This is a genomic window from Pedosphaera parvula Ellin514 (genome assembly GCF_000172555.1).
In the GTDB taxonomy this organism is placed as follows: domain Bacteria; phylum Verrucomicrobiota; class Verrucomicrobiia; order Limisphaerales; family Pedosphaeraceae; genus Pedosphaera.
The window spans coordinates 84,803-99,020 of sequence record NZ_ABOX02000024.1 but is presented as its reverse complement, the minus strand read 5'-3'; the positions used below and the strand labels follow the sequence as shown (position 1 = coordinate 99,020).

The window sequence follows — 14,218 nt, the reverse complement described above, 5'->3', positions numbered from 1 at the left end:
CCTCTTTTCGGAAGTGTAACCCACCACTCCGGACAGACTGTTACACATCATTCCGATTCATACCGCCGGGACCGGCGGACCCGGTATTCGAAAAGCACCTGGGAAATTCTGCGAGTATTTCGAATTTGTGAGGCGGGACTTTGTGGCCAAGGACGAGAAGAACAGCCGGGAAGAGGCGGCACAGGTGCAGTTGAAGAAGTTGTTTGGGGATTAACCGCGGAAAACTTTACTTCGGGACAAAGCGATAGAAGCGGATTGCGGAATTGGTTGAATCGTGGTCGCGGAAATAAAACGTCCGATTGGTGAGTGGTGCCCAGGAAACGAGGTTGGTTGAGGCTTCAATCTGATACGCCAGCTCAATGCCCGGCGGCACAGAGTATCCGAAAGCGTGGTCAACCGATAGTGGTGTTGTTTCCGGCATGGAAAGGCTGGGGGTGCTGAACAGCCGGTGTGGGAGAGTGAGCCCGGGGGCATTGTTTGAATCCAATGGCGCCGTCACTCCGCTCAAGCGCGGTGCCGGGTCGTTTGAGCTAAACGACCAGCTCACCACGTCCTGGTTCTGCCAATCCGCGCCCCCGGATCCCGTGAATCCCACCCATGCCCGGCCTTCATCCAAATTCATCAGTTTGGCCAGATTCACATAGACCGTCATCAATGGATTGGCCAGATCGTCCAGAAACACCTGCAAGTTGCCGGGGACGTAGAGAATTTTCACAGTGTGCACTGCGCCATCGGAGTAATCAATCCGCCGGCTTACCGAGCCGATGAAGTTTTCGGGTGCGTCGCGCAAGGGTTCCGTGGGGGAAGAAGCTGCCAGCACGGCGATCTCATCGTACCGGCCGTCCGTGGGGTGGTCGCCCCAGTGATAGTTTTTAAAGTGAACCGCAAATTGATTCGTGATTCCCCCAAATCCAAGCTCTCCTCCGGTCAGCCCCACGCCAGGTTTTGCGCCGCCCTGGATGACAAAGGCCATGCCATCTCCACCCGAAGAATATTTTTCCGTGATCTGAATTTGAAACGTCGTTTCGAACCCGTTTTTCACCGGCTGCTTCGTTTCCAACCAGGCGCCGCCCAATCCCCGGCCGGCAATCGCGGGCGTCAGTCTGAGGTGTCCGTTGGCCGAAGCGGCGTTGGCTTGCAGGATCAGTCCAGCGGTCGAGGAAAAATCCTGGAAACTAACCGTTCTGGCAGCGCAAAATGGGGTGATGGCAAATAAAGGTAACGCCCATATCTGGAAAGCAACCGAGCGCCATTTTAAATTCATAATATCACCTTGGGTTTGTCGTACGCCCTCTTTTAGCACGGGCGAAAAGGCCGTGCAAGTTATTAGAGATAAATGTCGCGGAAAGGGGTCAGAAAGGGATCAGGCCAAAGCAATTATTATTCGCCATCATTTTGGTTTTCGCCGTAAGCCGGTTGGGAAGCTGGCGCGAGGGATTCAAAACTTGGACCGCGTACGCAGATGAAGTGCGGTGTGAGTTTCGCAGCCGGACACCCTGAAGGGTGGACAACCTACGAGGTGCGTGGTGATGGGATTAGATCCTTGGTCGCGTGCGCGAATCGAGGCGACGGAGTGACAAACATTCCTACCCTAAATCGATGAACTTTGTCCAAGGGACAATCGAACTTTATCCTGGAGACACTGCTTTACTTTTTATATTCCAAAACGTCACCGGGCTGGCATTCCAAGGCGTTGCAAATCGCCTCCAAGGTTGATAACCGGACGGCTTTGGCCTTGCCGTTTTTCAAGATGGAAATGTTGGCCATCGTGATGCCGACTTTTTCGGCGAGTTCGGTGACGCTCATCTTCCGCTTCGCCAACATGACGTCGATATTGATGATGATTGCCATGCTGGTCCTCTTATACCGTCAAGTCGTTCTCGGATTTTATATCCACGGCATTTTGCAAAACCCGTTCAGATATAGTCACCGCGGTGGCGACGATGATTGAAGGAAAGGTAACGAGGATGCGCATGAAAAGCCCGGCCGGCCTGTCTTCCCTGTCGCCACCGATCGTGAAAATTACGCTTGCCGCAACAAAACCGATAAGGCCCAGTGCGCAATATTTTATGATCCGCAAAGAATTCACGGTTGCCTGCGAGAATGTCTTGTTTTGTCTTACGTATCCCAACACCTTGAATGCGTGATAGAGCGCCGCGAAAAACGGGGTGGAACCGATAAACGCATACACCACAAAGGAATTGAAATACATCTGAAACAGTGTGGCGTGCGCATTTGTGCCTTCGACGTGAGGCTCCCAAAGCATGAAAGCAAGAGCGCCGATGCCGATGAGCACGATCACTACCTGAAGAAATATTGTTGAGCCTCGATTCATATTTTCATCTTAGTTGGTAATTGATCGTTTGCCGATATATATTTATCGTTATTCGTGATTCATCCTTAAATTCAAACCATTGCGGCACTTGTAGTTTGAACTGGAGGCGATTTGCAGGAGATAATCGCTTCCGTAGAAGCCGCGAAAAAATTGATGCAAGACTTGGATAATCGACCGCCATTTAAGGAATATGCCGATGGCAATTTCAATACTTCGTTCCGCTACGAGTTGACTGACAAAACTGGTAAGAAAGTGGCGAGTGCAGGTTTGAAGGATCAAGACATCTGCGTGCCATAGACGCTCGCATTCGTGCCGGAAATCGAGAGCATCGAATACGCGAACCGTCTGGTGAACCTGGGTCAATCAAAAAGCGGCACAGACGGTGAGGTGCAATTTCTTTCAGCGAATTCTTCCAGGTGCGGTTGGTCACGTTGCCCGCCCCATCGTACTGGCTTACTTCCTGATCAAAGGCACCCGTGGGAACGGTGAAGGTGCTGGCGGTGTTGGTGGTGAATAAACCACTGGGATGGTCCGCATAAACCGTGAGCGCATTGGTGCCAGGGGGCAGGGCCAGATCGGCACTCCACGCGCTCGGGCCATGGGCATCATAGGCCAGGTCCAGCGCCTGCCCGTTCAAATAGCCCCGCAAGGTGGCGGATCGCTATTCAACGAAACGCTGGTTTGGCAAAGGGAAGTTTGATTTCAGGTGCGCGACATAACCGGAGAAGTCGCATCCCTTACCGAAAGCGATCCGGGCGTGCCGGAGTGAAATAAACCCGCAAAACCACGCTCTGGGTTGACCGGACCAACAGCACGAGGCGGGCAGGCTGTTGGGATGTTCGGTGAGATGTAGATGAGCTTTCCTTCCTCACGAAGGGTTCGTAATCAAGAAGCTGCTCCAAGGTTCAATTTTCATTGGCACCACCGGTGCTATGGTTGGCTCGTGAGTTCTTTTTCCTATTGTTGAGGGCCAGGATAGTGACGATAACGTATTCTGATGCCTAAACCGGCACAGGCATCTGAGGCATGCGTTAAGAGATCAATCCCACTCTGCGGTAATGGAAACTTTCCAATAACATCAATTACCAGCTGTCGCCCTGCTGCTTCGGGATAGGACTCCAAAATCTGTCCGCTTTCAACGAATCTAAAATAGGCATTTAGTTTTGCTTGAAGCGCCAATAAGTGCGTCCGTTCGACCTGCCAGTCCCACTCATCAGCTATTGTGAGAACTGCGAAATCGCTATTATTCTCGATACCGACCGCATCAACTGTTTCTGTATTCTCTAAAGCCATATCCGAGTAGCGTTCAAATCTGCCATCATCATGATAGAAATAAAAAACCGGAGAATCCTCCCCTGCGCTGGCACTCAGACAAAAATAGTCACCGTTCCCAATATTATAGAAAGGAATCATATCTTTCTGCCAGTCGCCATTCTTCATTTCAAAATCGTATGAGAACGCGATGGTATCATTACTGCTAGAATATCCTCCTCGGGTAATGTTCAGAATTTCTCCCCGAAATTGATACTTGTTCACGAGTTCCATAAACAAGATGAACTCGTTGCTGAAATGTGTTCCGAATTTTTCATTCAACTTATTCCAATCTTGCGGCGTCGCCGAATCGAACGGCACAGTCCTCTTTTTGAAGAGTGATGCCAGCACATTCTCGATTTCCTCTCGTGTCATGAATGCCAACAAGGTTCCTCATTATTGCTCAATTCCTTTAAGCATGTTGCGCATTTTTAAGAACCTCTTAACGTAACTCTTTACCAGAACTTTTTTATCTTGCTCCAATTTTTAATTTTCCCAGGCACCACGCCTAATATAGTTGACTCAAAAGTTCATTTGAGCCCTACTGGAATAAAATCGGCAACTGCCTACGCTTAGCCGTCTCCACCAAACGAGCTAATCGCTCCAAAATTGGCTCGCCATCTACATCAATAAAGCAATCATAAAGATTTAGTGGGGTGAGACCAAGTTTCTTCACCACACCTTTTTGCCATTCCGAATGAAATTCTCTCGGTGGACGCTGCTTTAATTCTGATGCAATGATTTCGAGCTCTCTCGATAGTTTGAGACACTCATCCGGTTTCCATTCACCATCACAATCGGAATGCAGCATGAGAGTGGGAAACCGTGTCCCTGGCCGTCCCTCTTCCAACTCTTGTGCTATCGTATTGCGGAAATGCGCGAAATCTGAGTATGCCCCAACGTCCAAACCGTCGATCTCGTCGTCTTCATCAAATACGCAGAGATATAGGCTCACTTCAATCCTTTCTCGATCCGAAGGGCTTTCGGACACTCCTTCATAAGCCTGGCTAGTGACGCGTGTGGTTTAAAGTGTTTGGGAACATCAATTACTAGCTTTCTCCCAGTTTCAGAAGCTAGGAAGGTTAGCAAGCGTACTTGATAGGTGGCCCTGAGCGTTGCGACATTTTTGAACAGGTAAATCTCATCTCTGCTCTGGGCATCTGGAAATGCCGCTCTCGGGACCTGATGCTTCGTGTAACGATAGTTCATCTTGTTCACTTGGGGTTCTGAACTGTGACACCCCACCGCTGAAGATAGTTCATGAAAGTCGGATTCACGGGGCGCGAGGTCTCTATCGTCATTGGTATATTGTTCACGACTGAATTGTAAACTTGCAAGCGCATTTGATAGGTGGAATACAGAGTGCTTGAGCCTCCTTTGATTTCAAGCAGTCCATTTCGAGCGCCGTCTGAAATAGTTCCTATAAGTTGGCCGCCTGGAGTGTATTTTGGTGGCCCTACGATTATTTGAAATGCCGCGGTTTGAGTTTGCTCAGGTGTTGGTTGAAAAACCGAAGTATTTTTTGGTACACCTCGAGCTGCAAGACGTTCTGCTTCATAATCAACGCCTTCCGGTAACTGTGGTGGGACAACATTCTGTTTAGGACTGGAATGCGGCATGTCATTGACAAATTCTCCACCCCAATTCGCAAACTCTTGTGGAGCGTTCTTTGTCATATTCTCAGCCTCGGCACCAAGCCACCGGCTAAGTGTAGCCCCCACATCTGTTTCCAGGATTGGGAACCGCTCCATCAGTGCTGTCATCCATCTTGCAGCGAACTCTCCGCCAGCCGCCTCTCCTCCCGCGGGAATTAGATTCGGAGCAAAATCACCCACAAAATAACCCGCTCCAAAGTGATAGCCCTGTTCGGCAGTGAAATTCTGCGTGATTCGGCTAAAGGCAGCGTTTTCAGCGTCTCGAGCAGCGCTGGTAAGGGGAGTCACATCGCCTTGAAGACTGAGGGCGACACCGGTAGAACTGGACATCTCAATGAACGCTACCGCGTCCAACCCCCAGTCAGTAGCGCCGTTTGCCAATCCAGCAGCTTCGGCAAAGTTGTTCCCAGCCCAGCGAGTGGCAACCCTCCCATCGGCATCAAAATACACCGCTGGATTGCCATTGAACGCAGTATTGAGCGCAGGATCAGATTTGTGTCCCAAAGGATCACCGCTCAGGAAGGCGCGGCGAACGGGGTCATACGGTCTGGTGCCCAACTGGAACAGGCCCGCAGGCGTAATGGAGCGGGTGCGCCAGGCCAAGCTCGCGTAAGCAGGTGCGCTTAACGACAGGCGGGGCGGAGCGTAGCCTTCCACTGGTCCATAAAGGTTCACCCGCGAGGCGTTCCAGGCCACGGTGCCATTGGTCACTGCGCCCAGGATGTTGCCAAAGGCGTCATTGAGCAGGACGGCGGAGCTGTTGAAGGGAAGGCTCGTCACCGTCTCCAGTCCACCCACCCCGTGCATCCCCCCGTAAGTGCCGCTCACATCCGGGCCATAAACGAGCGTATCCTGGCGCGCATTCATCCCCTGGCTGATGCCGATGCCCACAATCAAGAACTCCACCTGCGGGTCGTAGGTATAGGTGACCGTCACCGGCGCGGGATTGGAAGAGAGCGCCACGTTGTTGGTCACCGTGGTCTCAATGGTGCGGACCTGCCGTCCCGCGCCGTCAAAGTAGGACTCAAAATTAAACCCGTTGTTATTGACATCCCGCTGATTGACTCTGACCAGTTGTCCCAAGCCATCCCACGAGAGGCTCTGGGTCTGGATGATCTGGCCGAGCGCATTCTTCCAGGTGCGGTTGGTCACGTTGCCCGCGCCATCGTACTGGCTGACTTCCTGATCAAAGGCGCCGGCAGGAACGGTGAAGGTGCTGGCGGTGTTGGTGGTGAATAAACCACTGGGATGGTCCGCATAGACCGTGAGCGCATTGGTGCCAGGGGGCAGGGCCAGATCGGCACTCCACGCGCTCGGGCCATGGACATCATAGGCCAGGTCCAGACTCTGCCCGTTCAAATAGCCCCGCAAGGTGGCGGGCCCATTGACACTGCCACTGGCCGTGCGGTGGAGAACCGTATTGGTTTCTGTTGCCACCCGGGCAAAGGCATCCAGACCGCCGTTCCACGAAGCGGCACCGGCAGCTTGTCCCGTCAGCACACCGAGGCCACCAGCCTGACCATTGTCAAACGTGTAGTTATTAGTGACGGTCTGGCTGCTGCCCAGAGCCAATGTTTCCTGTGTCAACCGCCGGTTGGCTGTGCCGTAAGTGAAACTCCGCGCATCGGTGTAGTCGCTCCGCGCCGCCGTGTAGGAACCGGGCATTCCATCGCCCGTCCAGGTCCAGTTTTCCGTCAGCACCGGGGAGAGGTTGACGCGGGTGGTTGCCTGCAAGGGCCGCCCTGTGCCGTCGCGCTGGTCCATCGTCATGGAACGGGCGTTGTTCGTGCGGCCCGTCATCAAGCCATTGTCCCCGTAGCCAAAGGTGGCTCCATTCACACCCGTTAACAGGCCATCGGCACGGTATTGGAAGCTCATGCCCGCACTTTGTGCCCGGCGGCCTGCCGAATCCCAGCCCTGGGAAACGGAGTTCAAGGCAGCCCCGTTCAAGGTTGTGCTTTCGCTCGTGAGCTGGGCATAGGCGTTATAGGCGCGGGTGATGACGGTCGTGGGCCCGCCATTGGTGCTCGCGAAGGATTGCGTAAGGTTGGTCACCAATCCGCGCACGTCATACTGCCAGTTGCAGGTGAGCTGTTGTTCGTTCAGCGGCCCGGTCAATACGGCCCTGCCCACCCGCAGATAATCGTCATACAAGTTGGTGCGCGTCACGCCCCGATCGTCGGTGACGGTTTGCGGCAAGCCGGCAAACGCATTGCCTATTGGGTAATAGCTGTAGGTTAGGTGGCGGGTGGACTGCGCGCCGCTGCTGTCATTTTCGGTCAGGATTTGACTGGAGTTATTGTAAGTGGCCGACCAGCCCAGATTACCAGGCATGGCCCGGTTGGTCAGGTTGCCCAGGGCGTCATAGCCATAGCTGGTGACAGCGCCATCGCGCGTGGTTTCGGTGCTCACCCGGTTCAAGGCATCATACGTCCAGGCATTCGTGCTCCAAACCGTGACCACGGAATTGCTCCTGGTGCATTGTTTGCTTTGCGTGAGGTTTCCGGCGGCGTCGTAGTCCTGAGTGGTAAACTCGACCAAGTCGGTGGTGGGATAATGCGGGTAATGAGAAGTGGTGATAGTGCGCCCTTCATTATCCAAGGCGTAGAGTGTCGGAATCGCCTGGGAGTTGGTGCCCTCCCACTGGGTGATAAAATGCTGGTCAGCGGAATAAACAAAGCGGCTGAAGCGCACGGGACTCACACTGTTGGAAGCATAAATGGCTGCATTCACCACCCGGCCCAACGCATCGCGGGTCGTCACGCTCTTTTCCCCAAAGGCATTTACATTCGTGAGAGCGATGCCAGCGGCATCATAGAAGTTGGTGACCACCTGCTGGACCAGATTGGTGGTCAAGCCGCCGCCGGGTCCGGGGATATTCGTATTGCCAATGACGGTCATGATGGCAGGCCCAGCCGAAATCTTGAGCCGGTCCAGTCCGTCGTAGATGTTCGTGAATACATTGCTGGCCGCATCCACGCTCTGAATGACATTGCCGCGCCGATCAAACACCGAGGCATTGGTTGCCAGAGGCGAACCGGTGGAGGAATAGAAGATGCGTGTGGCCGTCCGGTTGGCATCGTCGTAGGTGGTTTCCAGGAACGCGCCATTGCGTTGGAACTCCCGGCGCAACCGGCCATCCAGATAATAGGTCCAGGCGTTGGTGGCTCCATCGGGAGTGCTCTGAAACTCTGGTTTGCCGGTGTACGTATAGCGTTTGGCCGTGACCCCGCCTAGGGCATTGGTGGCAAAGGCCACCTGCCCACCCGGTTCATACGCAAAACGATTGGTGGCCAGTGCCAGGCCGGTTTGGGCGGCGTAGGAACGCTGTTCGATCAGTTGCCCGACCGCATCATACTTCATCCGCTGGTAATTGCCCCGTGGGTCGATGGCTTTGATGAGATTGCCGAAGGGGTCATACTCAAAGAAACTGATGGAATAAAGAGCGTCACCCGAGGGAGCCACCGCACCGGCGGCATTGGGGTCTGCCTGAGAACGCCAGTGAACCTCCTGCACCTTGCGGCCGGCGCCATCATAATCGCGCCAGACATAATCCTCCGGGTCGGATTGCGAGCCATCGCTCCAGGTCAGCTCTCCGTTTTCATTGTAGTAGGCGGACTCGGCGGAGACTCGGTTGTTCAATTCATCATAAACTTCATGCGACTCCACCCGTCCCATCCCGTCGTACGTGTAAAGGTTGGCGCGCCCGGCGGCATCATCGCTTTCCACCAGCTCGCCACGCAGGTTGTGGAAGAAGGTGTTGGTGATATTTGGGTCAGAGGTGCCGCTATAGAGCACCTGCTGAGGCGAAGGAGTTGAACGCAGCTTTCCAGTTTTGCCATGACGGTTGTGGGACAAAGGAGGCTGACGCTACCAATGTCATTAAAGCTATAATGTCAGTATTCCGCGCGGAAATAGGATTTGCACCTATTGTGACATTAAAACGGGTGGATGGGTCTAAAATGAGGTTTACCGAGGACGAAATTTTGTCGGTTTCACCGTCTATTTCCTCTATTTCCGTTCCTTCCTTGCTATCTCATAACTGTCTCAAACAGAAACCATTGGTATCATTGGGTGTTATTTATGTCTCCTTAGAACAGAAATTGAATGAATTTGATGATGTTCCTGCCTTAAGTCATAAACCAAATGATGACCGCCACGTGGATGATGATTTGCCTGTAAACATTTCTGACTTTTGGGGGTGTTTCAAGGTATCGGGACAACTTTTCCTACGACAAAGAACTTGAAAGACCTATCCCGCCGCCCTCCAAACATCGGAACTTGTCCGCCTTGGACAAAATAAAGGGTTTAGAAGCTCTTGCAGCCAAGTATCAAAGTAATTAAACCGCTCGTTCTTGCAGATTAAAGGCACCGCCAAGGAGTTTTGATTACCAAGGTGTCTAATCCGTCGCGCGGTGCGATTTTACACCGCTTTCCCTTTGGTGCCTTGCCAGTGCTTTCCACCCCTGATAGTGTCAGCCTTCAAGATGGGTTCAGCAGTTCATAATTTGCAAATGACGATTGTGGAAGGAAAGCAATCGCTCACACAGTTATTGAGGCAAACAAAGCTGATTGCTGCTAAACTTAATTTGGAGGATGTGGAGCGTTGGGTAGACATGGAACTGGACGGCTATCCAGCGAATACAGAGACACCACCATATAGGGATTATGTTACGAATAGTTTGCAAATTCATAATGCTTATCGGGGCGGTTGGCAATTCGCGGGAAATCTCAGTATTAAGTTGAAAGCACGCGAACCCATTGCACAAATCGAAAGTCATGCAAAGGCAGAGCAAGTAGCAATGGCTTCCCCAAAAAGATTTCCCATCGTAGGCGATGATGGGCTCCCTTCTATACACATGACCAGTCCCCAACGAATTGTCACATCAGGGGAACAATTCAAACGCATCATCGACGCGGTAACGAACGAACTTCTTCGGTGGACAACTGAACTCGAAAAGCGCGGAATCAAAGGAGAAGACATGAATTTTAACGAAAAGGAAAAGCAGGCAGCTGCAAATCACTTTTACAACTACGGCACGGTCCACGGTGCTATTGGCAACATCACCAACTCTCAAGTTACTGTCTATGACTACAGTTCCATCCATCAACTCCTGATTGACAAACAAATACCGACAAAGGACAGGCACGAACTGGAAAACATCATGGACGAACTGAAAGACGCTCCAGCCAAGAAAAAGCCTTCTTTGATTGCTCGCGGCGAACAATGGATTGTCAAACATAAGGAATTTTTAGGGGCGGCAGGCGAGGCGATTGGAAAAGCAATCGGCGCAATGGGGAATCAGTAAAACCAAAGTGTATGATACCCGAAGAAGTCAAAAAAGGCGGTTTTGACCTTGCTGGGGTCGGCAAGGTTGCTGAGGCCATCCCGCCAGAAGTTTACAAGCAGACCACTGCAACAGTGCTGAAGACCTTTGAAGCTTTAGTGGCTCCGCTCACTCAAACGACAGATGGACTCGGGCGACTGATTCGCCAAACCTTTGATAATTGGGTTGAAGTGCGAAAGGCCATTGGAACTTATACGTTGGAGCAAGCATTAATCCGCGCTAAAGCACGAGCGCAGAAGCAAGGCGAAGTTCCACAACTGCCAAGCCATCCTAAAACGTTCCTTCGGGCACTTGAGGAAAGTTCTTTGGAAACTGATTCAGTTGTGCATGAAATGTGGGTCAACCTTTTGGAGTCGCAACTTGTCGACCACAACAGCCATCCACGATTTGTGAGCATTTTGAGCCAGCTAGGCCCAGAGGAAGCGAGACTTTTGCTTACTTTGAAACCTCGCCCCGAGGACCCGAGGCTTTCCTATTTTCTTGGCGGAAGTGAGGGGCAAGTGGGGATGAAGGAACGATGGGTATCCGCAATAGACGAACAGCAAGATCATCCTTGGAGCCTGTCCGTCACCTTATTGTGCCAGCAAAGCCTTGCGGATGTAATTCCCTTCAAGCCAGGACAAGAGCGACGGCCTCTTTTATTGCTCCTGACCCGGTTTGGCCAGGAATTTATGGCTGCCGTTGCTCCGCAAGACTAAAGTAGCCAACTAAAAAAGGAATAGTACCCGCCCAATGAATCTATTTTCGAAATCGCAGAATGACGGCAAGAAGCCGGATGCACTCAGCCACGATTTGCCTTACGATTTACGCGTTCAAATCATGCAAATTTGGGAGAAAGGATTCGGAGAGGATGTGTCCTACCATCCCGGCCCGGGCATGGCATACCGAAAAATTTACCAAATACTTTGCGAGGAACATAAGCTTCTCGAGTTGCCTCAGGTGAGCCAGCACGAGCTTCCTCTGCGCGGAGTCATAGCGGAATACTTCTTTAATCTTCGTGACGTATCCATGGCATTAGACGTGGTTCAGGTTGTGTTTAACGTCATGGAAAATATGATGTACCGGACATTTACCCCTTGGGGAGATAACGCATTCAGCCTTGCACGATTCAGGCCCGCCGACATCATCGAAGAACTGAATCGCCGGTTTAATGAGAACAATGTGGGCTATCAGTATGTTCGCGGGCAAATTGTCACAATTCCCAATGGGCCGCCGCCTTTGCCATTGGCGGAACGATTGGTTGCAGGAGAACCTGCCCGCAACATTAGAAAAATCCAAAAGATAATTGGAGGAGCTGCCGTGGTCGCAATTCATGACCCATACATAGACACAGCTTCGTTATTGCTTATGACGACACTGGCTGACATGGGAACTACGTTCAGCCCTTCGCTTCGCATTCTTGGCACAATAAAGCGGCTCTCCAAAACGACCGAAAAGCAATCATTCCTTACGTTTCTTGCGGATATCAACACCGAACGACAAGCTTCCTGGGAAGTTCGCATTTGTCCAGCGAGCATTAAACCCCACCGCAGATTTTTGGTACTCCATGATGGCAGTATCGTTACCTGCGGAATGTCGCTCAACCATATTGATAAGGACGAGGTTTTAGACCACGAACCAACCGGTTCCGAAAATGCCAGACACGATAGCCAGTTGTTCGAGCAGCAATGGAGCATTGCAACCCTGGTTTAATTGCAACTGAACACACCAGTCACCATAGGCCTTCGCCGATTGTTCATGAGAAGGCATCAACTCATATACTGCGAAGATTTTTGCTGCATTAGCATTCCATCGGTTGTATCACGAGAGGCGGTTGCTAAGGTTGCGATTGAAGCAGTAGCGTAAATAAAAGAAATGAAGGGGACAGGATCGATTTTTTCGAAGGTTGTAATTGCCGTTTCGGTGTGCGCACTTATTGTGGTTGAATTCCTTTTACTCAGGAATGAATCACTTTTTTCCAAGGTGTCAGTTGCTGGTTCAGGGGGCTTCATTGTTGTCGTTGGGTTAATTTTTGAACAAGCAGCAGAAAAAGAGCATTTCAAAAATGTTCGACAATTAAGGTTCATAAAAAAAATCAAGACCTTGGGTGAGTGGCTGGTCATAATCGGAGTGTTCATCGAAGTTATTTTGGCTGGAATCACAGCGTATTCTGAATGGTGCAATGATCCGCTTAAAAAGAAGGTGGCAAGCGCATCAGCATCTGCTCGTCTTATCATCAAAACGCCATCCAATCAGACACCGCTGTTTATATCAAAACCAGAGGAACCGTTCGGGGCTCAGCTAAGATTTTTTAGTCCATCTGGATCAAACACCACTTTGTTATCACTCGTATCTCATGATTGCTTCCTGTGGAATATGGGTACGACCAACCAACGCGACGCCCGACTGGAATTCGCAGAGGACAAAGCAAGTTTCAATTCTTTTGATGTTGATCTGAAAGGATCAAAAACAATCGTTAAGCAATTCAACGAGGTTGACTCATTTATCTTACAATTTTCCGAAATGGATAGAAATGCAGAAGTAGTATCAGGGCTTGTCGTTTTGCACGTGAACGACTCGACGTGGGAATATGATGTGCCTCCACAAAAACCAAAATGGGGGCTAGTTACAATGCGGCGGACGAGAGATAAAAAGGGAAAGCTGATCAGTGAGGTTAAGCCCGTGCCAGTAATAGATTTTGTGGAGCCTCCACGTGTTCAGAAGGAACAAGTGTATGACGGAAAGTGAAGCTGCTTTGCCAATATAAGGATTAAGGAACTATGGCACTAATTAATTGCCCGGAGTGTAATCAGCGGATTAGCAATCAAGCATTTTCTTGTCCCCACTGTGGGCGCCCCAATGTCCCACCACGGATAGCTGCACCAGTTCCACCCGTCATTCCTCAAAGGACAGCTCGTCCTAAGAGAAGTCGCCTATGGACTCTGCTCCTTTTCGCAATCGTGGGCTTCATCGGTTTGGCAGTTTTAGCCCTGGTTTCATCCTCAGACCAGCAGCCTGAAGTGAAGCAGCCTTTCAGGAAGCCACAAAAAGCACCAATCTTGCCTGCGACAACGAGCACAACAAACGAGACGTCACAAGTAGCTGCTTCCACGCCCGATCCAACTACTAGGAGCAATAAAATTGATGTGCTTAAGGGAGAAGGGATCGCCTATGAAATCGAATCCACCATCAATTTCCTTGTGACTTTTACAAAGACGAAGTGCTTGCCTGCAGCGGGCAATGAACCTGGATCGTTTTCATTTATTTTGATTTCATCTGAGCCTGTTTTTAAAGTTGAAGCCTCCAAAAAGGGATGGCTCATCGGAGTTGCAGGCGTAGTTGGCAAATCCTATCACGATCATTCCAATCTCGTGATGGATCAGGTTTTTGTGTCGGATATGTCCCTTGCGAAGGAAGGTCGCGCATTTACTATACCTGCATCAACTCTCCGCTCTCTTCAGGAGCGCTGTAAAAGCGATCAAATAACGCTGGACCAGTTGTATTCGGCAATGCTTGCCGAACTGAAAGAAACGACAGCTCGCCTCAATTGATCGCATGGCTATTTTCCTCTTCATCCTCTCCTGCGTTAG

Annotated in this window: 13 protein-coding genes; 6 read left to right on the top strand and 7 right to left on the bottom strand. The window is 51.1% G+C overall.

Going from position 1 to position 14,218, the window contains the following annotated elements; all coding sequences use genetic code 11:
• Positions 1-226 precede the first annotated feature (226 nt).
• The 7 genes from CFLAV_RS18315 to CFLAV_RS18275 all read right to left on the bottom strand — a co-directional run bounded on the left by CFLAV_RS18315 (position 227) and on the right by CFLAV_RS18275 (position 9,159).
• Complete coding sequence (locus tag CFLAV_RS18315; protein ID WP_007416281.1) at positions 227-1,264, bottom strand: L-type lectin-domain containing protein; 1,038 nt, start codon at positions 1,262-1,264, stop codon at positions 227-229.
• Between the two features lie 383 nt (positions 1,265-1,647).
• Positions 1,648-1,851 carry a helix-turn-helix domain-containing protein gene (locus tag CFLAV_RS18310; RefSeq protein ID WP_007416280.1) on the bottom strand — a complete coding sequence of 68 codons (204 nt, stop codon included), beginning with the start codon at positions 1,849-1,851 and terminating at the stop codon, positions 1,648-1,650.
• Positions 1,852-1,861: 10 nt separating this feature from the next.
• Positions 1,862-2,335, bottom strand: coding sequence for a DUF2975 domain-containing protein (locus tag CFLAV_RS18305; protein ID WP_007416279.1), 474 nt, complete (start codon positions 2,333-2,335; stop codon positions 1,862-1,864).
• Positions 2,336-2,540: 205 nt separating this feature from the next.
• Complete coding sequence (locus tag CFLAV_RS18300; RefSeq protein ID WP_040549338.1) at positions 2,541-2,984, bottom strand: hypothetical protein; 444 nt, start codon at positions 2,982-2,984, stop codon at positions 2,541-2,543.
• Between the two features lie 308 nt (positions 2,985-3,292).
• Positions 3,293-4,021, bottom strand: a complete 729-nt coding sequence (locus CFLAV_RS32625) for an SMI1/KNR4 family protein (protein ID WP_007416276.1) — start codon at positions 4,019-4,021, stop codon at positions 3,293-3,295.
• A 166-nt stretch (positions 4,022-4,187) separates the two neighbouring features.
• On the bottom strand, positions 4,188-4,601 hold the full coding sequence (locus CFLAV_RS18285) for an Imm70 family immunity protein (RefSeq protein ID WP_007416275.1): 414 nt from the start codon (positions 4,599-4,601) through the stop codon (positions 4,188-4,190).
• A 259-nt stretch (positions 4,602-4,860) separates the two neighbouring features.
• Entirely contained in the window at positions 4,861-9,159 is a 4,299-nt protein-coding gene (locus CFLAV_RS18275; protein WP_150107482.1) for an RHS repeat protein, read from the bottom strand.
• Positions 9,160-9,194: 35 nt separating this feature from the next.
• Between CFLAV_RS18275 and CFLAV_RS35020 the strand changes: the two genes are divergently transcribed.
• From CFLAV_RS35020 to CFLAV_RS18250, 6 genes are all read left to right on the top strand, one after another.
• Positions 9,195-9,548, top strand: coding sequence for a hypothetical protein (locus CFLAV_RS35020; protein ID WP_150107481.1), 354 nt, complete (start codon positions 9,195-9,197; stop codon positions 9,546-9,548).
• Between the two features lie 240 nt (positions 9,549-9,788).
• Entirely contained in the window at positions 9,789-10,610 is an 822-nt protein-coding gene (locus CFLAV_RS18270; RefSeq protein WP_007416272.1) for an AbiTii domain-containing protein, read from the top strand.
• An 11-nt stretch (positions 10,611-10,621) separates the two neighbouring features.
• Positions 10,622-11,347: an Abi-alpha family protein gene (locus CFLAV_RS18265; protein ID WP_007416271.1), complete on the top strand. Its 726-nt coding sequence runs from the start codon at positions 10,622-10,624 to the stop codon at positions 11,345-11,347.
• 34 nt (positions 11,348-11,381) lie between these two features.
• A complete protein-coding gene (locus tag CFLAV_RS18260; RefSeq protein ID WP_007416270.1) occupies positions 11,382-12,341 on the top strand; it encodes an AbiJ-NTD4 domain-containing protein in 960 nt (319 codons plus the stop codon).
• Between the two features lie 162 nt (positions 12,342-12,503).
• Positions 12,504-13,376: a hypothetical protein gene (locus CFLAV_RS18255; protein ID WP_007416269.1), complete on the top strand. Its 873-nt coding sequence runs from the start codon at positions 12,504-12,506 to the stop codon at positions 13,374-13,376.
• A gap of 212 nt (positions 13,377-13,588) precedes the next feature.
• Positions 13,589-14,179, top strand: a complete 591-nt coding sequence (locus CFLAV_RS18250; protein WP_040549334.1) for a hypothetical protein — start codon at positions 13,589-13,591, stop codon at positions 14,177-14,179.
• Positions 14,180-14,218 lie beyond the last annotated feature (39 nt).